The 22,265-nt window shown below is 40.4% G+C and carries 23 protein-coding genes; 22 read left to right on the forward strand and 1 reads right to left on the reverse strand.

Annotation, left to right across the window (positions count from 1 at the left end; all coding sequences use genetic code 11):
* The first annotated feature begins 586 nt into the window (after positions 1–586).
* The 7 genes from HC179_RS00520 to HC179_RS00550 all read left to right on the forward strand — a co-directional run bounded on the left by HC179_RS00520 (position 587) and on the right by HC179_RS00550 (position 5,602).
* A complete protein-coding gene (locus tag HC179_RS00520; RefSeq protein ID WP_168862567.1) occupies positions 587–1,045 on the forward strand; it encodes a YpiF family protein in 459 nt (152 codons plus the stop codon).
* A 246-nt stretch (positions 1,046–1,291) separates the two neighbouring features.
* On the forward strand, positions 1,292–1,801 hold the full coding sequence (locus HC179_RS00525; protein WP_148988374.1) for a ubiquinol-cytochrome c reductase iron-sulfur subunit: 510 nt from the start codon (positions 1,292–1,294) through the stop codon (positions 1,799–1,801).
* Between the two features lie 3 nt (positions 1,802–1,804).
* A complete protein-coding gene (qcrB, locus tag HC179_RS00530) occupies positions 1,805–2,479 on the forward strand; it encodes a menaquinol-cytochrome c reductase cytochrome b subunit (RefSeq protein WP_010193681.1) in 675 nt (224 codons plus the stop codon).
* 37 nt (positions 2,480–2,516) lie between these two features.
* Positions 2,517–3,311 carry a menaquinol-cytochrome c reductase cytochrome b/c subunit gene (locus HC179_RS00535; RefSeq protein WP_168862568.1) on the forward strand — a complete coding sequence of 265 codons (795 nt, stop codon included), beginning with the start codon at positions 2,517–2,519 and terminating at the stop codon, positions 3,309–3,311.
* A gap of 73 nt (positions 3,312–3,384) precedes the next feature.
* Positions 3,385–3,981, forward strand: coding sequence for a lipoprotein heptaprenylglyceryl N-acetyltransferase LhaT (gene lhaT, locus HC179_RS00540; RefSeq protein ID WP_168862584.1), 597 nt, complete (start codon positions 3,385–3,387; stop codon positions 3,979–3,981).
* A 59-nt stretch (positions 3,982–4,040) separates the two neighbouring features.
* On the forward strand, positions 4,041–4,838 hold the full coding sequence (locus HC179_RS00545; protein WP_168862569.1) for a sporulation protein YpjB: 798 nt from the start codon (positions 4,041–4,043) through the stop codon (positions 4,836–4,838).
* An 83-nt stretch (positions 4,839–4,921) separates the two neighbouring features.
* On the forward strand, positions 4,922–5,602 hold the full coding sequence (locus HC179_RS00550; RefSeq protein ID WP_205825171.1) for a zinc metallopeptidase: 681 nt from the start codon (positions 4,922–4,924) through the stop codon (positions 5,600–5,602).
* A 275-nt stretch (positions 5,603–5,877) separates the two neighbouring features.
* Here HC179_RS00550 and HC179_RS00555 read toward each other — a convergent pair whose 3' ends face one another.
* Positions 5,878–6,753 (reverse strand): YitT family protein, encoded by an 876-nt coding sequence (locus tag HC179_RS00555; RefSeq protein WP_148988378.1) that lies wholly within the window; start codon positions 6,751–6,753, stop codon positions 5,878–5,880.
* 443 nt (positions 6,754–7,196) lie between these two features.
* Here HC179_RS00555 and HC179_RS00560 point away from each other — a divergent pair, with 443 nt between their 5' ends.
* The 15 genes from HC179_RS00560 to asnS all read left to right on the forward strand — a co-directional run bounded on the left by HC179_RS00560 (position 7,197) and on the right by asnS (position 21,919).
* A complete protein-coding gene (locus HC179_RS00560) occupies positions 7,197–7,535 on the forward strand; it encodes a nucleotide pyrophosphohydrolase (RefSeq protein WP_168862570.1) in 339 nt (112 codons plus the stop codon).
* On the forward strand, positions 7,535–8,338 hold the full coding sequence (gene dapB, locus HC179_RS00565; protein ID WP_168862571.1) for a 4-hydroxy-tetrahydrodipicolinate reductase: 804 nt from the start codon (positions 7,535–7,537) through the stop codon (positions 8,336–8,338). Before HC179_RS00560 ends, dapB begins: the two co-directional genes overlap by 1 nt.
* A gap of 13 nt (positions 8,339–8,351) precedes the next feature.
* On the forward strand, positions 8,352–8,771 hold the full coding sequence (gene mgsA, locus HC179_RS00570) for a methylglyoxal synthase (protein ID WP_168862572.1): 420 nt from the start codon (positions 8,352–8,354) through the stop codon (positions 8,769–8,771).
* Positions 8,764–9,474: a bacillithiol biosynthesis deacetylase BshB1 gene (gene bshB1, locus HC179_RS00575; RefSeq protein ID WP_168862573.1), complete on the forward strand. Its 711-nt coding sequence runs from the start codon at positions 8,764–8,766 to the stop codon at positions 9,472–9,474. Before mgsA ends, bshB1 begins: the two co-directional genes overlap by 8 nt.
* Positions 9,475–10,602 (forward strand): N-acetyl-alpha-D-glucosaminyl L-malate synthase BshA, encoded by a 1,128-nt coding sequence (gene bshA, locus HC179_RS00580; RefSeq protein ID WP_168862574.1) that lies wholly within the window; start codon positions 9,475–9,477, stop codon positions 10,600–10,602.
* A gap of 23 nt (positions 10,603–10,625) precedes the next feature.
* On the forward strand, positions 10,626–11,843 hold the full coding sequence (locus HC179_RS00585; RefSeq protein WP_168862575.1) for a CCA tRNA nucleotidyltransferase: 1,218 nt from the start codon (positions 10,626–10,628) through the stop codon (positions 11,841–11,843).
* A gap of 2 nt (positions 11,844–11,845) precedes the next feature.
* Positions 11,846–12,799 (forward strand): biotin--[acetyl-CoA-carboxylase] ligase, encoded by a 954-nt coding sequence (locus HC179_RS00590; protein WP_168862586.1) that lies wholly within the window; start codon positions 11,846–11,848, stop codon positions 12,797–12,799.
* A 247-nt stretch (positions 12,800–13,046) separates the two neighbouring features.
* Positions 13,047–13,877, forward strand: coding sequence for a 3-methyl-2-oxobutanoate hydroxymethyltransferase (panB, locus tag HC179_RS00595; protein ID WP_168862576.1), 831 nt, complete (start codon positions 13,047–13,049; stop codon positions 13,875–13,877).
* Between the two features lie 3 nt (positions 13,878–13,880).
* Positions 13,881–14,741, forward strand: a complete 861-nt coding sequence (gene panC / locus HC179_RS00600; protein ID WP_168862577.1) for a pantoate--beta-alanine ligase — start codon at positions 13,881–13,883, stop codon at positions 14,739–14,741.
* A 3-nt stretch (positions 14,742–14,744) separates the two neighbouring features.
* A complete protein-coding gene (gene panD, locus HC179_RS00605) occupies positions 14,745–15,131 on the forward strand; it encodes an aspartate 1-decarboxylase (RefSeq protein ID WP_168862578.1) in 387 nt (128 codons plus the stop codon).
* Positions 15,132–15,633: 502 nt separating this feature from the next.
* A complete protein-coding gene (locus HC179_RS00610) occupies positions 15,634–18,168 on the forward strand; it encodes an exonuclease domain-containing protein (RefSeq protein WP_168862579.1) in 2,535 nt (844 codons plus the stop codon).
* Positions 18,169–18,627: 459 nt separating this feature from the next.
* Positions 18,628–18,798: a YpmA family protein gene (locus HC179_RS00615; RefSeq protein WP_168862580.1), complete on the forward strand. Its 171-nt coding sequence runs from the start codon at positions 18,628–18,630 to the stop codon at positions 18,796–18,798.
* A 12-nt stretch (positions 18,799–18,810) separates the two neighbouring features.
* The gene (locus HC179_RS00620) at positions 18,811–19,284 is read left to right on the forward strand and encodes a cell wall elongation regulator TseB-like domain-containing protein (RefSeq protein ID WP_168862581.1); all 474 of its coding nucleotides are present in this window, start codon (positions 18,811–18,813) and stop codon (positions 19,282–19,284) included.
* 21 nt (positions 19,285–19,305) lie between these two features.
* Positions 19,306–20,493, forward strand: a complete 1,188-nt coding sequence (locus tag HC179_RS00625) for a pyridoxal phosphate-dependent aminotransferase (RefSeq protein ID WP_168862582.1) — start codon at positions 19,306–19,308, stop codon at positions 20,491–20,493.
* A gap of 133 nt (positions 20,494–20,626) precedes the next feature.
* Entirely contained in the window at positions 20,627–21,919 is a 1,293-nt protein-coding gene (gene asnS, locus HC179_RS00630) for an asparagine--tRNA ligase (RefSeq protein ID WP_168862583.1), read from the forward strand.
* Positions 21,920–22,265: the final 346 nt, after the last annotated feature.

Raw genomic sequence — 22,265 nt, forward strand, 5'->3', positions numbered from 1 at the left:
TCAGTGAGGAGGAAAAAGGAGAAGAGAGGTCCTCATGGACGTGATGAAGACTTCAGTGAGGAGGAAAAAGGAGAAGAGAGGTCCTCATGGACATGATGAAGACGTCAGTGAGGAGGAAAAAGTAGAAGAGAGGTCCTCATGGGCGTGATGAAGACGTCAGTGAGGAGGAAAAAGGAGAAGAGGGGTCCTCATGGACGTGATGAAGACGTCAGTGAGTAGGAAAAAGGAGAAGAGAGGTCCTCATGGACGTGATGAAGACGTCAGTGATGAGAAAGCAGTAGAAGAGAGGTCCTCATCACCGATATGAAGACCTTTGCGACAATGAAATTTCATTGAAATGGTCAATGATATAGCTCCGGTGCAGATACAAAAGCTTGTGCTTCAAGATTTTCTTATCGACATGCTGCTCGTCCGCAAATTCTGCATCTTATGCAGCTTTTTTCATTTTCTAAATACTTGAGGAAGTGATGATTTGCTCAAGATAGAGAATTCGTGGGTTCTCCCAAAACATTTGACCTCTTCTACTACAAAACTTATATTTAAAGAACGACACTAAATCCACAATAGAAAGAGTTGAAACCAAACCATGAAATGGACAAGCAAAGATATCTCCCAATATGTACAAGCAAAAGAATACATAGATACTGTCATCATTCCCCTGATGCCGATTAGTTTTGGGGACAATATCAAAACAATTGCATCTCACGGAGAATACATAAACATATTAAGTTACGAATTGGAAAGACAATTTAAAGGAAGAGTTATTCTGTTGCCTCCTTTCAGTTATATCGAATCAGACCAAGCTGAAAACAAAATAGCACAGCTTAACAATCTGTCCCTACATATTAAAGAAAGTAATATTAAACATGTATTTCTTATGACATCCGACAGTTCTTGGAGTCAAAATGAACAGCAATTAGAAGGAAAGCTTGTATGGCTACCGGCAATCCCTTTAGAAGATATGGAAGATAAATATAAACAAAAAATCATTCAAGATCAGATGAATCAATTATTACCGATGTTTATCCAAAAATGGCAGGATTAAAAGTTTAGAAATTGGTGCAAAATATCCCAAAAGGCAAACTAATAGCAAAATGATATTAAAAAAGCAATAAAAAAACGAAAATATTTTAAAAGGATTGAAAATAAGTCACAACCTTGCCATTTTTTCGAGGCAGGAGATTATTGACCTTGGGACAAGATTGATATATCATGAGAATGTCCTAGTTTTCTATGTGTTATAATCTACTGTCCGTATGGACTTAGTTCTGTCTATAGAGGGGGGAAAACAATGAGTGAGAAAAACCATCGCGTGTCTAGACGTCAATTTTTAAACTATACCCTTACTGGTGTAGGCGGTTTCATGGCAGCAGGTATGCTGATGCCAATGGTCCGTTTTGCAATTGATCCGGTGCTTAAAGCTGGAGTTGACCAAGAACTGGTTTATGTTTGTGAAGAAAGCGAACTAACAACTGAACCACAACGTTTTGATTTTAAAATCGAGCAAGTTGATGCATGGTATGAATCTGAAGAACCAAGATCTGCTTGGATTTTTAAATCCGAAAATGGAGATGTAATCGCATTATCTCCTGTATGTAAGCACCTTGGCTGTACGGTGAACTGGGCTTCTGATGAAGCGAATCCGAATAGATTCTTCTGTCCATGCCACTATGGCTTGTATGAAAAAAATGGTGACAACGTACCTAATACTCCTCCACTTGCTCCACTAGATGTTTATACACATAAAGTGGAAGATGGAAAAGTATATCTAGGTAGCGCAAAACCTAAAGGGGAGGCGTAATAATTGTTAAATAAGATTTATGACTGGGTTGACGAACGATTAGATATTACGCCAATGTGGCGCGATATCGCTGACCACGAGGTACCTGAGCACGTAAACCCAGCACATCACTTCTCCGCATTCGTTTATTGCTTCGGTGGATTGACATTCTTCGTAACAGTTATCCAAGTACTATCAGGTATGTTCTTGACTATGTACTATGTTCCGGACATCAAAAATGCGTGGGAATCTGTTTATTATTTACAAAATGAAGTTGCGTTCGGTCAAATCGTACGCGGTATGCACCACTGGGGAGCTAGTTTGGTTATCGTAATGATGTTTTTACATACACTACGTGTTTTCTTCCAAGGTGCATATAAAAAACCACGTGAACTTAACTGGGTGGTAGGAGTACTTATCTTCTTCATTATGTTAGGTCTAGGGTTTACAGGTTACCTATTACCTTGGGATATGAAAGCATTATTTGCTACAAAAGTAGGGTTAGAGATTGCCGCTGCAACCCCATTAATAGGGGATATGGTGAAAACGTTACTTGCTGGACATCCTGAAATTGTTGGTGCTCAGACACTAACTCGATTCTTTGCGATTCATGTATTCTTCTTACCTGCAGCTCTATTTGGCTTAATGGGTGCTCACTTTGTCATGATTCGTAAGCAAGGTATTTCTGGACCGCTATAAGATCCATTATTTTTGATAACAAAGGAGGGGAACCTATATGCATAGAGGAAAAGGTATGAAGTTTGTTGGTGACTCGCGTGTCCCAGCAGTACGCAAACCTAATATTCCAAAAGATTATTCCGAGTTTCCTGGTAAAACGGAAGCATTCTGGCCAAACTTCTTGCTAAAAGAATGGATGGTTGGTGCGGTTTTCCTAATCGCATTCCTATGCCTGACTGTCGCTCACCAATCACCATTAGAGCGTATCGCAGATCCTACTGATACTGCGTATATACCGTTACCAGACTGGTACTTTTTATTCTTATATGAACTACTTAAATATCAATATGCAGCTGGACCATATACGGTTATAGGTGCAATGATTATGCCTGGTCTTGCGTTTGGTGCATTATTACTTGCTCCATTCTTAGACCGTGGTCCTGAGCGTCGCCCAAGTAAGCGTCCAATCGCAACTGGTCTAATGTTGCTTGGTATCGCTTCAATCTTCTTCTTAACTTGGCAGTCTGTTGATTCTCATGACTGGGAAGCTGCGGCAGAACAAGGTGAGATTAGAGACGAACTTGCGGTTGAAATTGATGAGAATGCAGAAGGTTACTTGATTCTTCAAGAAAACACCTGTCTTTCTTGCCATGCTAACAACCTACAAGGTAGTCCTGGTGTAGCTCCATCCTTACTAGACAACCCTGACTATGCTTCTGAAGATTATCAGAAAATCGCAGTAGAGGGTCAAGGTGATATGGGAGCTGGGATTTTCAAAGGTTCTGACGAAGAACTTAAAATCTTAGGTGACTACCTAGTTGAAATGAATAAAAAAGCTGCGGAAGCAGAATAACAACGAAGCTGGCTAATTTAGCCAGCTTTTTTGTATAATGGAAACATCAATTAAATAAAAGTGAGGACACATGATGTTAACTTGGTTTATACACTTATTGAAAACGCCGGTGATGCTGTGGTTGGTGTTGATTATTAATGTTCTTGGCACCATCTATGGGTACATATGGTATGGCTATCAGCTGGCAGAAACCCCTGCTATTTTTCTTATTTTTGTCCCTGACAGTCCGACAGCAAGTCTTTTTTTCTGTTTTGTCTTGGTAGGTTTTATTTTTAAAAAAAATTTCAAACTGTTCGAGGCGTTAGCGATTATTACGTTAGTGAAATATGGAATATGGGCTGTAGTGATGAATGTTTTAACTCTCATGGAAACAGGCTACTTACCGATTGAAGGATATATGCTGATCGTTTCCCATGGAGCGATGGCTGTGCAAGGTGTTCTATATAGTCCTTATTATCGTTTCAAACTATGGCATCTTGTTGCAGCAGGGATATGGACTTTACATAATGATGTTATTGACTATGTATTTAAAATGATGCCTTGGTACGGAAGCTTAATGAAATACTTGCCTCAAATAGGATATTTCACATTTTGGTTAAGTATATTTTCCATCGGCGTCGCGTATTATTTCTCTTTACGAAACAATAGAATGAAGTTGTCCTTGGATTAAAGTTCTAACCTTGTCCACACTCTCATAACATTTAGTAGAGAATATGGGAGGGACAAGCGATGAAAGCAAAAAGACATATAGTAGCTATACTCTTATTTTTACTTATTTTCCCGTCAGGTATAAAAGCACACTCTCATGAACCGTTAGAGCCATTTGCTCTTAATTTTATTATGGATGATGCTCTTCAGCTGGTAAAAACGGAACGATATGTAGAAGCGCACAATCTAATGGATATTTTTTCTGATGAATTTACAAAGCTGATGGTGACAAACCAGCAAATCCCATCTGATGAAGTTAGGATTATATCTGTGGTTCACCAACAATCAATGGCCTCCCTTAGTGACACTCTTCTCCCGCACGAAGAAAAAGTAAGGGCAATCATCAGACTCCGTTTGGCGGTAGATGCCATGACTTCTGAACACCAACCTATGTGGGTGGAGATGGAAGACCCGTTAATCATGACCTTTCAACAGCTGAAAGATTCCGTTGATACGAGGGACAGTGATTCTTATGAAACATTGTATCGACGACTGTTACTGGAATACGACATGATTCATCCCAGTGTGAGAATGGATGTAAAACCAGAGTATATTCAAAAGATGGATGCCCATATCGATTATTTGGATAAGAATAGAGATGCATTGCTCTCCCATTCAGAAGAATTCGACGATATGCAGGTAATTGAAGCAGATCTTAAAGCGCTATTTAAAGAACTTAAAGAGGATGAAACAGATCCTTCACTTTTGTGGGTGATGATTTCAACAGGTAGCTTTATTTTATTGACGCTGTCCTATGTGGCCTTCCGTAAGTACTTGGGAGCAAAGAGGCTAGAGATGCGTAAAAAGCTTAAAGATTGACAGGGATAAAATGTAGGAAATAAAATAATCCTAATAGGAAGACTACAGTTAGCTATGTAATCAAGCTAAGGAGGGACTAACTAATGGGATTGGGAATGTATCTAATCTACTTTGCTTTCTTGCTGATTGTCCCACTATGGGCGCAGTCAAGAGTGAAAAGTGCGTATAAAAAGTATTCAAAAGTAGCTTCCTCTTCCGGGATGCCGGGAGCAGAGGTCGCTAGGAGAATATTACACGATAATGGAATCCACGATGTGAGGGTGGAAGAGACAAGAGGGCATTTGACTGACCATTATGATCCTCGCTCAAAAACAATCAGGTTGTCGTCACATAACTATCACGGTAATTCCATAGCAGGTGCAGCAATTGCGGCCCATGAAGTAGGCCATGCCATCCAGGACAACCAGAACTATGCGTTTCTACGGTTTCGCCACTCATTAGTGCCGGTAGCAAGTCTTGGTTCGAATATGTCATTCTTCCTGATTTTCGCAGGTATAATTTTTAGTGCTAGTAACCTGATCCTTATCGGAATCATCTTTATGGCGGCTGCGGTGCTGTTTCAGTTGGTTACCTTGCCTGTTGAATTTGATGCATCTAATCGTGCGATGGACCAAGTCGTGTCGCTTGGAATCATTACTAACAATGAAGAACGTGAAACAAAGAAAGTACTGAATGCGGCGGCATTGACCTACGTGGCAGCAGCGGCTGTTGCGGTAGCGGAGCTAGTAAGGTTTATTTTGATATATTTGGGAAGTAGGGAATAGAGATTAGTTTGTTTGGAAGCAGCCTGTGTGATCGGGCTGTTTTTTCATGTTTATACACGGATTCTGAAGACCTCTGAAGGAAGAAAACCTAAGAGAGAGGCCTTGATAAGCAGAATGAAGACTTCTGAAGGAAGAAAACCGAAAAGAAGGGGTCTTGATAAGAATAAAGACCTCTGAAGGAAGAAATACAAAAAAGGGCCACATAACTCAAATCTTTGACTTACCGCACAAAAAAGATCTTCATAACTTGTACGAAGATCTTCAAAGTGTAAAAATTATCGCTCCATCGGATTTTTATTCTCATCCAACGTAAAGCCTTCTCCAAGTACATCATGTACATCACTGACTGCCACAAACGCATGCGGATCAACAGAGGTGATGACATTTTTCAATTTCACCAATTCATTTTTCGCAACAACACAATACAACACATTGCGCTCAACCTTTGAAAACGAACCTTGTCCGCGTAAGATGGTCACCCCACGGTCCATTTCCGCATGAACTTTAGAGGCAATTTCTTCATTCTTTTCGGAAATGATGGTAGCGCCTTTGGCAGCATAAGCTCCTTCTTGCATAAAGTCAATTACACGAGCGGCAACGAAAACAGCAACAAGTGTGTACATCGCTTCCTGATAGGTTAAGTACATAATCAACGAGAGTACGATGACCACAGCATCAAACATGAACATCGCTTTTCCCATGCTCCAGCCAATATATTTGTGCGCAAGACGAGCGATAATATCCACACCGCCTGTTGTTCCTCCATATCGGAAAATAATCCCCAAACCTATTCCAATGAATACTCCCGCAAACAACGCTGCTAAAGTTAAGTCATCTTCTAGAGGAGGGAACATTAATGGGACCCTTTGGAAGATCCATAAAAATAAAGACAAGCTGAAAGTTCCTATAAGTGTGTAGAAAAATGTATTCCTACCAAGCAGCTTCCAACCAATGAAAAAGATAGGGATATTAAGCAAAAGGTTGGTATAAGAAGGATCAAATCTGAAAAGAAAGTATAAAAGTAGGGTGATGCCAGTAAAGCCGCCTTCTGCTAAATTGTTTTGCATATTGAAATTGACAAGACCAAAAGCGAATATGGCAGAACCGATTAGTATGTAGATGATATTTTTGATTTTCAAGCCTTTTAACATGATGGACCTCCAAGACCTAGATAGTTTACAACCTCTCTATTATAATAGACAAGAAGAAGAGAAGTAAATGAGATAAAGGGTAAGGCTTATTATTTGTTTTTTTATCACTTCCTGTCGATTGCGTTCCAGGTATTCGCTTTCCGCGGGGCGGTGCTTAAGCCTCCTCGGCAAGCCTGCGGGGTCTCCACCTAGCGCTATCTCCCTCAGGAGTCTTCGCCTTTTGCTCCAATCCACAGCTCATAATTACCAAGTACTATATAATATCAGTTTTTTAGTGGCCTCGGCTTCGCCTGTAGGGTCTCAAGTCTACCGCTACCTCACGCCGGAGTTGCACACCTTGCACTACAATCGACAGGATGGTGTTGCGTGATTTTAAAATCAAGCTCAATCATTTGTCAAATGATAGGGTTTTAGCTAACATGATAAGGTGAGGTGACATGTGCATGAGTGAAAAGACGATGCAAGAGATTCAAAAGGAAGTTGACAATTATATTTCCCAGTTTAAAGAAGGTTATTTCAGTCCGTTAGCAATGCTTGCAAGAATGACAGAGGAACTTGGAGAACTGTCTCGTGAAGTTAATCACTACTATGGAGAAAAACCGAAGAAAAGCACAGAAAAAGAAAATACGATGGAAGAAGAGTTAGGTGATATGCTGTTTGTGATGATCTGCTTCGCCAATTCTCTTAATATAGATTTACAAGAAGCTCACGAACGCGTGATGGAAAAGTTTCAAACAAGAGATAAAGATAGATGGACAAGGATTGAGGAGGAAGGAAAATAATGAAAAACATCAAGATTATTCTTGCCGGCCCTCGTGGACGCATGGGAAGAGAAGCAGCAGATCTAATACATAACACAGAACATTTTCAGCTGGTTGCTTGCCTCGATAGAGTGAATGAAGGCAAACTACTTTCTGATGTGGAAGGTTTTCCTAAGATTGATGCACCAATTTACAATAATCCAAGAACTTGTTTTAAAGAGGTAGAAGCAGATGTACTTATAGACCTTACCACTCCTGAAATCGGAAAGATCAATACGAAACTTGCAGTGGAACATGGGATTCGCCCTGTCGTTGGTACTACTGGCTTTAATGAAGAAGAACTTCAAGAATTAACAGAACTTGCTAAATCCAAAAAAGTCGGTGTCATCATTGCTCCAAACTTTGCGGTGGGTGCTATTTTAATGATGAAGTTTGCTCAAATGGCAGCAAAGCATTTTCAAGACGTGGAAATCATGGAATTGCATCATGATAGAAAACTGGATGCTCCTTCTGGCACAGCCATAAAGACGGCAGAACTTATTTCCAAAACCCGTGAACCAAAACGGCAAGGCCATCCTGAGGAAGAGGAAACCATCAATGGTGCAAGAGGAGCAGAAACCAAGGATGGAATTCGAATTCACAGTGTTAGATTGCCAGGCCTTGTAGCGCACCAAGAAGTAATGTTTGGCGGGGAAGGCCAATCATTGACGATCCGTCATGATTCCTACAATCGTGCAAGCTTTATGTCTGGTGTTAGACTGTCTGTGGAAACGATTATGAATCTGGAAGAGTTAGTGTACGGCTTGGAAAATATTATCGAGTAACGGGGGAACTGTCATGAAGATAGCATTAATTGCACACGATAAGAAAAAACCGGATATGATTCAATTTGCTACCGCGTATAAAACGATATTAGAAAAGCATGAAATTTTTGCGACAGGTACCACTGGCCTTAGGATTGCAGAGGCGACTGGTTTAACTGTTTATCGTTTTCAGTCTGGACCACTAGGTGGGGATCAAGAAATTGGGGCCATGATTGCCCAAAATAAAATGGATTTGGTAATCTTTTTCCGGGATCCTTTGACTGCCCAACCTCATGAGCCGGATGTGACAGCATTACTTCGTTTATGTGACGTATATTCCATTCCCTTAGCAACCAATATGGGGACAGCGGAGATTTTAATTCACGGCCTTGCAAGGGGAGAGCTGAGCTGGAGAGAGATTGTTCACGGTAGAGAGGCAGACAGTCATGACTGAGCCACTGGACATCCTCGCTTTTGGGGCACATCCTGATGATGTCGAAATCGGGATGGCAGGTACGCTTGCCAAATATAAAGAACAAGGCTTAAAAATCGGTATTTGTAATCTGACACTTGCAGAGAAATCATCTAATGGAACGATAGAAATTCGCCAGAGTGAAGCAGCCAAGGCCGCAAGTATTTTGGAACTTGATGAACTCATTCAGCTTTCTTTGCCGGATAGGGGACTATATCTGAAAGAAGAATACATAAACGAGATTGTTTCTGTTATTAGAACATACAGGCCACGCATTGTATTTGCCCCATATCATGAAGACCGCCATCCTGACCATGGCAATTGTGCCAAGCTAGTGGAAGAGGCAGTCTTTTCCTCTGGTGTTAGAATGGTGGAAGATTACAAAGACCAAAAAGCACATAAACCAGATAACCTTTATTTTTACCAGATTAATGGGATGAATAAACCGGATTTTTACATAGATATATCAGATCAAATCAATAAAAAAACGATGGCACTTCAAGCATATACAAGCCAATTTGAGAAAGTTAAAGACGGTGTGGAAACACCGCTTACCAATGGGTATGTGGACGCGGTAATAAGCCGTGAACGGGCATATGGGAAGCAAATCGGCTCAAAGTACGCAGAAGGCTTTTTTGCAAAAGGACCACTTGTCCTAAATTTTGATTTATTAGGTGGGATTTAATTGAAATTGAAAATCGGCATTACCTGCTATCCAACCGTAGGGGGATCTGGGGTAATTGCAACGGAATTAGGAAAACTCTTGGCGGAGAAAGGGCATGAAATTCACTTTATCTCCTCGAGTATGCCTTTTCGACTAAATAAAGTGTATAGCAACATTTATTATCATGAAGTACAGGTGAATCAGTATTCTGTTTTTCAATACCCGCCATATGACTTGGCCTTAGCAAGCAAAATGGCAGAAGTGGCAAAAAGGGAGAAATTAGACTTGCTTCATGTACACTATGCTATCCCTCATGCTGTTTGTGCTTATTTGGCCAAAAAAATGACGGATGATAAACTTAAAATAGTGACCACATTGCATGGTACGGATATTACTGTTTTAGGTTACGATCCATCTTTAAACGATATGATTCGTTTTGGTATTGAAGGGTCGGATGTTGTAACGGCAGTATCAGAATCTCTTGTTCAACAGACTTATGACCTCCTGCAACCAAAGAAGGCCATTCAAACCGTTTATAATTTTATTGATGAACGGGTGTATTTTAAAAAAGACACGCAAGATTTGAAAACACAATATGGGATAGCAGATGAGGAAAAAGTCATCATCCATGTGTCCAATTTCCGGAAAGTAAAGCGAGTTCAAGATGTTGTGAAGTCTTTCCATCTTATTGAAAAGCAAGTACCTTCAAAATTGCTGCTTGTAGGAGATGGACCGGAAATTTCAGTCGTGTGTAATTTAGTTAGAGAACTTGGGTTAAAAGATAAGGTGCTGTTCCTTGGAAAACAGGAGAACCTAGAAGACTTATACTCCATTAGCGACCTTATGCTTCTTTTATCAGAAAAAGAGAGTTTCGGTCTGGTATTATTAGAAGCAATGGCTTGCGGCGTTCCTTCAGTAGGTACCAAGATTGGTGGAATTCCGGAGGTAATAGAGGATGGAGTGACAGGTTATTTAAGCGACGTTGGGGATGTAGAAGATATTGCAAAAAATGCGATAAGAATATTGGACAATGCAAACCTACATAAAGAATTTGCTGGAAATGCCATTACAAGAGTAAAAGAGCATTTCAGTTCACGGAGAATCGTGGAGCAGTATGAAGATATGTATAAGCAATTAATTAAGCACTGATGGGTGAAAACGGGGGAGAGACCATGAACATAGCCTTCCGACAAGGAATTGAAATCATAGAGCGTTTAGAAGATAACGGACATGAGGCTTACTTTGTAGGAGGCTCTGTTCGGGATACCCTAATGGACAGAGAAATCGGGGATATTGATATAGCCACTTCCGCCACTCCAGAAGAAATTCAGGCCATATTTCCCAAAACGGTAGATGTCGGTGCGGAACATGGAACAATTATTGTACTAACGTCTGAGCAAGAAAGCTATGAAGTGACTACTTTCCGAACAGATGGAAACTATACGGATAATCGACATCCAGATGAAGTGATCTTCGTGAAAAGCTTAGAGGAAGACTTAAAAAGAAGAGATTTCACGATGAATGCGATTGCGATGAATAAACACGGCAAAATTCTAGATCCATTTGATGGGGAGAAGGATATTCATAGGAAAGTTATTCGTACTGTTGGCAAGGCTACTGAGCGTTTCAGGGAGGATGCCTTAAGGATGCTTCGGGCTGTCCGCTTTGCCAGTCAATTGTCTTTTTCTTTAGAAGCAGACACTTTTTTGGGAATTCAAGCAGACAAAGCGTTGCTTGAGAACGTCTCTATTGAAAGAAAAACAATTGAAATGGAGAAGCTCTTACTGGGACAAGGGGTTAAATTTGGCTTAGAACTTTTGGTTACCACGGGTATACATTCATTCCTCCCGTGGTTCGACGGGAAAGAAGAACAATTGCTGGAAATAGGAGACCTGCCTCTACAGCGCCTTCAGAATCGGTCAGCCATTTGGACGGTATTGGCGTACGGTTTGAAGATAGATAAGCATGAAGTGGAATTTTTTTTAACTAGCTGGAAACTACCAAAGAAAATCATTAAGTCGGTCGTAGAGAATTTACTGCTCATTGAACAGCTCCAACAATTCGGCTGGGAAAAGGAGTCTGTATACAGAGCGGGACTTGAACGGTCATTAGAAGCTCATCATGTGATGTGCGTTCTAAGCTTGGACGAAGAAATTTCTAAAAATAAGATAAACGAAATATACGACAATCTTCCAATATACAGTTTGAAAGATGTTGTGCTCAACGGTCATGACCTGATGGAAATGGCAGGAGGAAAACGAGGGAAGTGGATTTCCGAGATACTGGCAGACCTGGAAATGACTTTGATTCATGGAGAAATAGAAAATGAAAGAGCGGCTTTGAAGGAGTGGGTGTACAATTGGCTACAGAAATACGATCCAAACTATTAAAGATGTTCACCGAAATTGAAGGTGATTTCCTTTCTGGCCAAAAGATAAGCGAAGAATTAGGGTGTTCAAGAACAGCCGTTTGGAAGCATATTGAAGACTTGAGGCAGGAAGGCTATGAGCTTGAGGCAGTAAGAAGAAAGGGATACCGAATAAAAACCATTCCCGATAAGATATCCCACAATGAAATCTCTCTAGGGTTAAAAACGGAAACACTAGGACGAAAAATACATTTTGAAGATTCCGTCACCTCCACCCAAAAAATAGCCCATCAATTGGCTTATGATGGTGTTCCTGAGGGAACATTGGTTGTGGCTGAGGAACAAACCTCTGGGAGAGGGAGATTAAGTAGGGCTTGGTATTCACCAAAATACACCGGAGTTTGGATGAGTCTGATCTTACGCCCGAACCTGCCGCCAGCCAAAGCACCTCAACTGACTTTATTGACAGCAGTTGCCATCACTCAGGCGATTGAAGAGGTGACCGAATTGCGTCCGGATATTAAATGGCCTAATGATATCTTGATCAATAAAAAGAAGACAGTCGGTATACTTACTGAAATGCAGGCAGAAGCAGATAAAATCAATTCTGTGATCATCGGCATGGGGATCAACGTGAATCAAACTTTGGAACAATTTCCGGAAGATCTTCATTCCATTGCAACCTCTTTGTCCATTGAACTAGGAGAAAAGGTCAATCGCGCGGAGCTTATCCAATCCATTCTGATGAAATTTGAAAACCTTTATCAAAAGTATTTGCAGCATGGGTTTTATCCGATCAAACTTTTATGGGAGTCTTATGCCATCAGTATCGGCAAGAGGATCATTGCTCGAACTATCACAGGAACATTAGAAGGAACAGCTAAAGGCATTACAGAAGACGGCGTCCTGATGCTTGAGGATGACCAAGACATAATCCACTATATTCACTCAGCGGATATTCAAATTGGAAGCGATTAATGATGGCATTCTTACACCACATGCTCTATAATAATTGTGATGGGCAGTATCTATTATTGAACTGCACCTGACAACTTTCAAGATTTATAATAATACCAACCAAATATCTGCCTTGATCCAAAGGACTGGGACAGAGGGATTGAACTGAATGATTTTTTGAGCTAAACACCACATCCTTCTTTCGCATGAGCAAAAGAGGGATTTTTTTCGGTTCTTTTCCTCTCCTTACTAAAAAGGAGGACGGAAAATGAAAACTACATCAGACTTTTTAAAAATGAAAAAAAATAATGAGAAAATCGCCATGTTAACGGCATACGATTATCCCTCTGCAAAGCTCGCTGAAGAAGCTGGCGTTGACATGATACTTGTTGGTGATTCTCTTGGTATGGTCGTGCTTGGATACGAATCTACCGTACCTGTTACAGTGGATGACATGATTCATCATACGAAAGCAGTAAGAAGGGGGGCACCTTCTACATTTATCGTAACAGATATGCCATTTATGTCCTATCACCTTTCCATGGAAAACACCCTTTTGAATGCCAAAAGAATCGTTCAGGAGTCAGGGGCACATGCGTTGAAAGTGGAAGGTGGCGGCGAAGTGTTCCATGTTATCTCCACTCTGACCAGTGCCGGTATTCCAGTGGTCGCCCATTTGGGGCTGACTCCTCAATCGGTAGGGGTTCTTGGCGGTTACAAAGTACAGGGGAAAGATGTAGAAAGTGCCAAGAAAATGATTCAGGATGCAAGGACAGCTGAAGAGGCAGGGGCAATGGCTCTTGTATTAGAATGCGTGCCAAAGCAACTAGCGAAAGATATTGCTGCTCAACTGACCATTCCAGTGATTGGCATAGGTGCAGGTGTTGATGTTGACGGTCAGGTACTAGTTTACCATGATGTTGTGAAATACGGGGTAGACCGCGTTCCAAAGTTTGTGCATTCTTATGTGGATTCGCAAAGGTTAATGAAAGATGGTCTGCAACAGTATGTACATGAGGTAAAAGAAAATGCTTTTCCTAAACCTGAACACAGTTTTACGATGAAAGAGGAAACACTGCATCGTTTATATGGGGGATAAAATGTGAAAATCATTAAACAAATAACCGACATGCAACATGTCATAAAAATAGAAAAGCAGCAAGGTAAAAAAATAGGTTTTGTTCCTACGATGGGCTTTCTACATGAAGGACATCAAACATTACTAAAGAAAGCCCGAGAAAACAATGATATTGTCGTGTTAAGTATTTTTGTTAATCCTCTACAGTTCGGACCCAATGAGGATTTAGAAGCTTATCCACGTGACTTTGAGCGTGACGAAGAAATTGCAAAATTACGTGGAGTGGACTATCTTTTTTACCCTTCAGTACAAGAAATGTACAAAGAAAATCGAACAACCATCATAAGAGTGGAACAACGAGTGGATGTTCTTTGTGGAAAACATCGTCCTGGACATTTTGACGGAGTAGCGACGGTTGTCATGAAACTTTTTCAGATTGTGACACCAGATACTGCATACTTCGGGTTGAAGGATGCACAGCAAGTCGCAGTGATTGACGGTTTGATAAATGACTACCATCTGCCAATAGAATTGGTAAGAGTAGGGACAGTCAGGGAAGAAGATGGTCTTGCAAAAAGCTCCCGCAATGTGTATTTAAGCGACGAAGAGAGAAGCAAAGCACCATCCCTGTATAAAGCACTTACACTCGGTAAGGCGAAATTGGAAGAAGGAATAGATGTCCATGCTGTAAAACAAGAAATGGAGGACTATATTCTCCGTCAAACAGGACACAAAGCGGAATATGTGGAGATCTACAAGTACCCGACCCTTCAAGAACTAAAGAAGGTAAAGGAAGAGGAGAGCATCATCATTGCTATTGCAGTGAAGTTTTCAAAGGCAAGGCTAATTGACAACATTGTTTTTTCATATTCTAAGGGGGAATAAAAATTGTTTCGTACACTAATGAATGCAAAAATACATCGTGCTAGAGTAACTGAATCTAATCTAAATTATGTTGGCAGTATTACAATTGACGAGGATATCCTCGATGCAGTTGGCATGGCTGCAAACGAAAAAGTGCAAATTGTGAACAATAATAATGGTGCACGCTTTGAAACATATATCATCCCTGGTAAAAGAGGCGGGAAGGACTTTTGCCTAAACGGTGCAGCAGCAAGACTCGTTCAAGAAGGCGACGTCATTATCGTCATATCTTATGCTATGATGGCTGAGGAAAAAGTAAAAAACCATCAACCAAAAGTCGCGGTCATGAACGAATACAACGAAATAATCGAAATGCTAGGCACAGAACCAGCCGCAACAGTTATGATATAAATGAATGTAACCACCTGTTGATTGTAGTGGAAGGCACGAAGACTCCTCGAAAATGCTATCGCAATTTCTTCGTGCGATGAATCGCTGTCGAAGCCTTCCGGACCGCCCATGGAAAGTGAAGTGCCTGGAACGAAAATCAACTTGTTATTTAATATTCCCCCTCAAAACGAGGCCACTGAAAAACTGATAACGGAAAGTTTCTAATGATTCCTAAGCTGGTGATTGGAGCAAAAGGCGAAGACTCCTGAGGGAGATAGCGTCAGCTGAAGACCCCGCAGGCGTAGCCGAGGAGGCTCACGTCAGCCCCTAGGAAAGCGAAGCCATTTGCGGAAATCAACAGCGGTGTCTAAACACAGTCTTAATTCAATGACTTTTTCAGTGGCCCCCTCAAAACAGGGGGTTTTTCTATTTAAACATGGGAAAAATAAAAATACATATTTTTTTCAGATGATGTCTATGGTACCTTTTATATATGTTGAACAGATGTAATGAGGTGGAATGAATGAAACAGCGATTTGTCGTTCTTGACTTGGAAACGACAGGGAATACTCCCAAGAAAAATGACAAAATAATACAAGTTGGCGCTGTTTTAATAGAAGATGGTGAAATAGTCGAGCGCTTTGCAAGCTTTGTGAACCCTCAATGTACCATCCCGCCTTTTATTGAACAACTAACCAATATTAATCAGGATATGGTCGACAAGGCTCCAACATTTGCACAAATAGCTCCTATGCTGTGTGAAATGCTAAAAGGATCAGCCTTAGTGGCACACAATGTACCTTTTGATCTTTCTTTCTTGCAACATGAGTTGAAAACTAGCGGACATCCTACATTTTCAGGAAATACATTTGATACAGTTGAATTGGCCAGGATTTTACTGCCTACACAAAAAAGCTATAAACTAACGGACTTATCTATTTTTTATGAGTTAAATCATGACAATCCACATAGAGCAGATAGTGATGCAGAAGCAACGGCCATTATTTTTCTAAAGTTGATGGAGAAGATACAAAGTCTACCCTCCGTTACGATAAATCAGCTACATACATTTTTACATACAATGAAAAGTGATATTCACCTATTATTTCAACAAAAGGGTGTGTCATCTTCTCCTATCCATGTTCTATATGATGAAAAGCTTGCTGTTAGAAAAGCTTCTCTACAGCCTATCGAAGAACTATCAAAAGTGAAAAGTGCGATGCTAACTAAAGTCAAGGGCTTGCTAAATCCCATTGATAAAGAATTGACTTCCCTTCTCGATGCTCGGCAACATGGTTTATTGGAAATTACAGCCTCTCACAAAATACAAACGTTAGGTGCTCTGGCTTTTGCCCTGGAAAATAATAAAAAAGTGGTAATGAGTTCTGCCACGAAAGAAACGAAGCAAGAGCTTGAGAAACAAGTGTTAGCACTAAATAAGCATGGTGCATTTCTCTTATCAGAAATAAAAGGGAAGTATTATTATCTTAGCTTGTCGAGGTTAGTGACAGTGCTAGGAGAAGCAGATGATAACTATGATGCTGTTTTAACAAAGGCGCAGATTCTCGTTTGGTTAACAGAAACTGAAACAGGAGATATGGAAGAACTCTCTCTTTCGTCTGGGGGAAGGTTGCTCTGGGATTCCATCAATTGTTCTTACGGAGATTCAACTAATGACTCACAAGATGACCTTTGCTTTTATTCAAGAGCAAAGGATAGAGTACAAAGTGCCTCCATTATTTTTACTAATCACATGTTTTTAGCAAAGGAAATTTGGAAGCCCGAAGCATTTAGGCAAATGGACCATTTCCTTATTGAAGATGCCAGTCTTTTTCACCAAAGTGTAAGCAGGTTCCTTGGGAAAGAAATCAGCTATCTGGATTTATATTTTGCTTTATCAAGGCTAAAGGAAACCATTGTCGTCCAACAGGCAAAAGAAGAACTGGACGAGGCTTTTCGGTTGATCCGAAGTTACTGCCTTCTGAGAACAAAAAAGGGGCAATCAAGAGTAATATACAGATATGATGTGTTGAAGGAAAAGTCACCAGGGTGGTATGCTGTTCTAGAAGCTGCCCAAAGGCTGTATATGAAATTGACAGAAGTCCTTTTGTCGTTGGAAAAAGAGGCTGATTCAACACCTTTGAAGCAAATGAGGGATACCTTTCACGCCCTGTTATTCAGTGTGGAGAAGCGTGGATTAACCTGGTTTGATGTACACACAAAAGGGGCAAAGAATTCGGTTGCCATTTATGAGCAACCTCTTGATGTTTCCCATACTCTTGCTGAAAAGTTTTATCAGCAAAAAAGTAGTATACTTTTTATTTCGCCAGCATTAAGTGTGGACAAGAATTTTGATTATATGCTTGAGGAGTTAGGGCTGACAGACTTCTATCCTAAGACGGTAACTGTTGAAAACGCCGGAACTAATTATCCAGATGTATTTATTCCCACAGATATGCCAGCAATTACAAGAGGGAAAAATGAAGCATTCAACGAGATCGCTGCCATGCAACTATTAGAGCTTTTGGAAGATAGAGGGGGAAGAATTCTTGTTACTTTTTCTTCCCTTGAGATGTTGACTGCTGTTTATCAGGCAATCAAATCCCTGCCAAATGCAGATGAAACCGTAGTCGTCAGTCAAAGTAGCTTGTCAGGCGGAAAACAGAAAATACTAAAAGCTGCTGCCAACTTTGAAAAGGCCATACTGTTGGTAACAAATGGATTCCTAGAAGAAGTTAACTTACAAGGTGAAAAAATCAACAAGCTCGTTGTCATGCGACTTCCATTCAAGTCAATGGACGAACCGGTGATGGCAGCTAAAATTGCCACTATTGAGGGACAAGGCCGCAATTCATTTACAGATGTATCATTACCAATAGCAGTATTAAGATTCAAAGCAATGATAGGTCGCTTTTTAGAAGCAGAAGGTCCAAAAGAAATATTCATCTTTGATAAGCGAGTGGTGGAAAAAAGATACGGTAACACCTTCTTACAATCCATCCCTAACGCAATTGTCAAAAAAGACTCCTTCTTTGCAATTTTGAATAAGATAAACTAGTTTAAAGCAGTTGATTGGAGCAAAAGGCGAAGACTCCAGCGGGGGAGTAGCGCAGGCAAAGCAAGGCCACTGAAAAACTGATAACGTAAAGTTATTATTGACTTCTAGCTGGTGATTGGAGCAAAAGGCGTAGACTCCTGAGGGAGATAGCGCTAGGTGGAGACCCCGCAGTGTAGTCAAGGAGGCTTCAGCAGCGCCCCTAGGAAAGCGGAGTCATTAGCGGAAATCAACAGCGGCTTAAATAAAAAGGGGTGAACCTTCCATTTCAGAAAGGTTCACCCATCAAAGTTGGTGTGGGATAGAAGCAAATTTTATACTTTCACGTACATCAATGTACTAAACTGAATAGAAACTGTTATAATGTGTTTGAACACTATAGGTGATTCAGTACTTATATTCTAACCGACATTACAGGTCAGTATAAGTAAAAAAATTGTTTAAACGCAGGAGGATTTTGGGATGGAAAGTAAAATTGAGGTTTTGTCAACTGTGACAGTAGAAAATTCATCTGATTTATATAAAATCGTGGATACATTAAACAGAACCCTAAAAAGAGAAAACCTTATGTTCGGCTTGGCTTTAGACCAAGATGACAAAGAAAAAGCAGTTTTTACAATATATCGTACATAAAGAAGTGATGAAATGAAAAAATGGATTATTTTTAGCATAATCATGATTGCCATCATTATTTTGTGGCAATTTATTTCTATATATCAAACAGCCATGTCACCCGTTGAAAACGAGTTAGAAAAAGGTGTGGCAGTTGCCCAAAAAGGGGCAGAGCTACAAACAGTGGAAGATGTAGCGGCATACAATGGAACAAACTCCTATGTTATTGTACAAGGAACCGATAGTGAAAAAGAAGAGATTGTTGTGTGGGTGAAAGAAAGCAAGGAAATTGTCCATACAATGAAAATGAAAGACGGTATTCCAAAAGAAGAAGTATTGAACTATCTTCAGACTGACAGGGAGCCAAAAGAGATTATTTCCATCTCTCTTGCAATGGAAAAAAACACCCCCTTATGGGAAATTAAATATAAAGACATCAATGATCAATATAATCTTTATTACGTTAAATTTGAAACAGGAGAATACTTTCAACGAATAATCTTTTAAAAGAAGCGGGAGGAAGTAAAAATGAAATTAGCCAAAAGAGTATCAACATTAACACCATCCACAACTTTGGAGATTACGGCCAAAGCAAAAGAACTTAAAGACGCAGGTCATGATGTCATTGGTTTAGGGGCAGGCGAACCTGATTTTAATACACCAGCACACATCATGGACGCTGCAAAAGATGCAATGGATAAAGGATTTACTAAATATACTCCATCAGGTGGACTTCCTGCATTGAAAAAAGAAATTATCAACAAGCTTGAACGCGACCAAGAATTAACATACAAGCCATCAGAAGTAATTGTTTGTATTGGTGCTAAGCACGCTCTTTACACTCTTTTCCAAGTTATCCTCGATGAAGGGGACGAAGTGATTATTCCTACTCCTTATTGGGTTAGCTATCCAGAACAAGTAAAGCTTGCTGAAGGTGTACCTGTATATGTGGAAGGTAAGGAAGAAAATCAATTTAAAATTACTGCTGAGCAGCTGAAAGCCATAATTACCCCTAAAACCAAAGCGGTAGTATTGAACTCTCCAAGTAACCCGACTGGTATGGTTTATACCAAAGAAGAATTGGAATCGCTGGGGAAAGTGTGCCTAGAACACGATATTCTTATTGTTTCAGATGAAATTTATGAAAAACTGCTATACGATGGAAACAAGCACATCTCCATCGCTCAACTTTCACCAGAATTGAAAGAGCAAACAGTCATTATTAATGGGGTATCCAAATCCCACTCTATGACAGGATGGAGAATCGGGTACGCAGTAGGAAACCAGACCATTATTAGCGCAATGACAAACCTTGCAAGCCATAGTACATCAAATCCTACATCCATTTCCCAATATGCAACCATTGCTGCATACAAAGGACCTCAGGATGATGTAGAAATCATGCGACAAGCATTTGAGAAGAGACTAAACATCATTTTTGAAAAACTGAATCAAATTCCTGGCTTCCATTGCCTTAAGCCACAAGGGGCATTTTATCTTTTCCCTAAAGCCATTGAAGCTGCAAAAATGGCAGGTTTTGATGATGTAGATAGTTTTGTAAAAGCTTTGCTGGAGGAAGAAAAGGTGGCACTTGTCCCTGGTTCAGGATTTGGAGCGGATGATTATGTTCGTCTTTCTTATGCAACAAGTCTGGATTTATTGGAAAGTGCTGTAGAACGGATTGCAAGTTATATGGCAAAAGTGGCGGCTAAGTAAAATTACTTAGCCTTCACCTTTTATAGAATGTATGGAAAATTGTTTGCTTACGATATTACAGGCTTGTATAATAGAGGGTATGTACATAAAAGTGTAAATACATTGCAAGAACATTGCTGGAGGGAATAAAGTAGTGAAAACAACAATATCTGAAGTACATAAACATGTTGGAGAAGAAGTAACCATTGGTGCTTGGATTGCCAACAAAAGATCTAGCGGGAAAATTGCATTCCTACAATTACGTGACGGTTCCGGGTTCATCCAAGGAGTAGTCGTAAAAGCGGAAGTAGAGGAGTCTGTATTCCAAGCAGCAAAATCTGTTACTCAGGAAACGTCAGTATATGTAAAAGGTATCGTCCGTGAAGACGAAAGATCACCTTTTGGATACGAACTTGGTGTAACAGGGGTGGAAGTAATCCATGAAGCTGTTGATTACCCAATCACTCCAAAAAATCATGGAACAGAATTCTTAATGGATAATCGCCATTTATGGTTGCGTTCCAAAAAACAACATGCCATCATGAAGATTAGAAATGAAGTAATTCGTGCGACTTATGAATTCTTTAATGAAAATGGGTTCTCTAAAGTAGATCCTCCAATCTTAACAGGTAGTGCTCCTGAAGGAACATCTGAACTGTTTGCAACGAAATACTTTGACGAAGACGCATATCTTTCTCAAAGTGGACAACTTTACATGGAAGCAGCAGCGATGGCGCTTGGTAAAGTATTCTCATTTGGTCCGACATTCCGAGCAGAAAAGTCTAAAACTAGACGTCATTTAATTGAGTTCTGGATGATTGAGCCTGAGATGGCGTTCTATGAGTTTGAAGACAACCTTGTTGTCCAAGAGCAATATGTTTCTTTCATCGTACAATCGGTTGTAAAAAATTGCAAATTGGAATTGGGCATTCTGGATAGAGATGTATCTAAGCTTGAAAAAATCCAAGCTCCATTCCCAAGAATTTCTTACGATGATGCCATTAAATTCTTAAATGAAAAAGGCTTTGATGATATCCAGTGGGGCGATGATTTCGGTGCACCTCATGAGACAGCCATTGCTGAAAGCTTTGATATGCCTGTGTTCATTACTCATTATCCTGTTGGAATCAAGCCATTCTACATGCAGCCTCATCCTGAGCGTGACGATGTAGTTCTATGTGCAGACTTAATTGCACCAGAAGGTTACGGAGAAATCATCGGTGGATCTGAACGTATTCATGATTTTGACCTACTAAAACAACGCTTAGAAGAGCATAACTTGGAGTCTGATGCATACAAGTGGTACTTGGAGCTTCGCCAATACGGCTCAGTGCCTCATTCTGGCTTTGGTCTTGGACTTGAACGTACGGTAGCTTGGATTAGCGGAACAGAGCACGTTCGAGAAGCAATTCCATTCCCAAGATTACTAAACCGTCTATATCCATAACAATAACAATAACAATGGTCACCCGCTTTTAGGACGGGTGACTGTTTTTATGTTTATTTTTCATACCTTAGTGAACCTGATAAGAGGCTTGAGAAGGTGAATGAAGACCTCAGTAGCGTCAACCAAGGGGGAGAGAGGTCTTGAGAATTTTGAGAAGGTGAATGAAAACCTCAGTAGCGGTAATCAAAGGTGAGAAAGGTCTTGAGAGGGTGAATGAAGACCTCAGTAGCGCTAACCAAGGGTGAGAGAGGTCTTGAGAAGGTGAATGAAGACCTCAGTAGCGCTAACCAAGGGTGAGAGAGGTCTTGAGAGGGTGAATGAAGACCTCAGTAGCGCCCACCAAGGG

This window comes from Bacillus sp. RO1 (assembly GCF_012524115.1).
In the GTDB taxonomy this organism is placed as follows: Bacteria; Bacillota; Bacilli; order Bacillales; family Bacillaceae_I; genus Sutcliffiella_A.

What these genes read in the sequence shown, in the direction of transcription:
- lhaT (WP_168862584.1), top strand. Translation starts at nt 3,385, where the DNA reads ATGTTAACTTGGTTTATACACTTATTGAAAACGCCGGTGATGCTGTGG.
- dapB (WP_168862571.1), top strand. Translation starts at nt 7,535, where the DNA reads ATGAAAAACATCAAGATTATTCTTGCCGGCCCTCGTGGACGCATGGGA.
- HC179_RS00555 (WP_148988378.1), bottom strand. Translation starts at nt 6,753, where the DNA reads ATGTTAAAAGGCTTGAAAATCAAAAATATCATCTACATACTAATCGGT.
- HC179_RS00535 (WP_168862568.1), top strand. Translation starts at nt 2,517, where the DNA reads ATGCATAGAGGAAAAGGTATGAAGTTTGTTGGTGACTCGCGTGTCCCA.
- HC179_RS00590 (WP_168862586.1), top strand. Translation starts at nt 11,846, where the DNA reads ATGTTCACCGAAATTGAAGGTGATTTCCTTTCTGGCCAAAAGATAAGC.
- bshB1 (WP_168862573.1), top strand. Translation starts at nt 8,764, where the DNA reads ATGACTGAGCCACTGGACATCCTCGCTTTTGGGGCACATCCTGATGAT.
- HC179_RS00615 (WP_168862580.1), top strand. Translation starts at nt 18,628, where the DNA reads ATGGAAAGTAAAATTGAGGTTTTGTCAACTGTGACAGTAGAAAATTCA.
- HC179_RS00550 (WP_205825171.1), top strand. Translation starts at nt 4,922, where the DNA reads ATGGGATTGGGAATGTATCTAATCTACTTTGCTTTCTTGCTGATTGTC.
- HC179_RS00585 (WP_168862575.1), top strand. Translation starts at nt 10,626, where the DNA reads ATGAACATAGCCTTCCGACAAGGAATTGAAATCATAGAGCGTTTAGAA.
- HC179_RS00560 (WP_168862570.1), top strand. Translation starts at nt 7,197, where the DNA reads ATGAGTGAAAAGACGATGCAAGAGATTCAAAAGGAAGTTGACAATTAT.
- HC179_RS00620 (WP_168862581.1), top strand. Translation starts at nt 18,811, where the DNA reads ATGAAAAAATGGATTATTTTTAGCATAATCATGATTGCCATCATTATT.
- HC179_RS00520 (WP_168862567.1), top strand. Translation starts at nt 587, where the DNA reads ATGAAATGGACAAGCAAAGATATCTCCCAATATGTACAAGCAAAAGAA.
- panB (WP_168862576.1), top strand. Translation starts at nt 13,047, where the DNA reads ATGAAAACTACATCAGACTTTTTAAAAATGAAAAAAAATAATGAGAAA.
- mgsA (WP_168862572.1), top strand. Translation starts at nt 8,352, where the DNA reads ATGAAGATAGCATTAATTGCACACGATAAGAAAAAACCGGATATGATT.
- HC179_RS00625 (WP_168862582.1), top strand. Translation starts at nt 19,306, where the DNA reads ATGAAATTAGCCAAAAGAGTATCAACATTAACACCATCCACAACTTTG.
- HC179_RS00525 (WP_148988374.1), top strand. Translation starts at nt 1,292, where the DNA reads ATGAGTGAGAAAAACCATCGCGTGTCTAGACGTCAATTTTTAAACTAT.
- HC179_RS00545 (WP_168862569.1), top strand. Translation starts at nt 4,041, where the DNA reads ATGAAAGCAAAAAGACATATAGTAGCTATACTCTTATTTTTACTTATT.
- HC179_RS00610 (WP_168862579.1), top strand. Translation starts at nt 15,634, where the DNA reads ATGAAACAGCGATTTGTCGTTCTTGACTTGGAAACGACAGGGAATACT.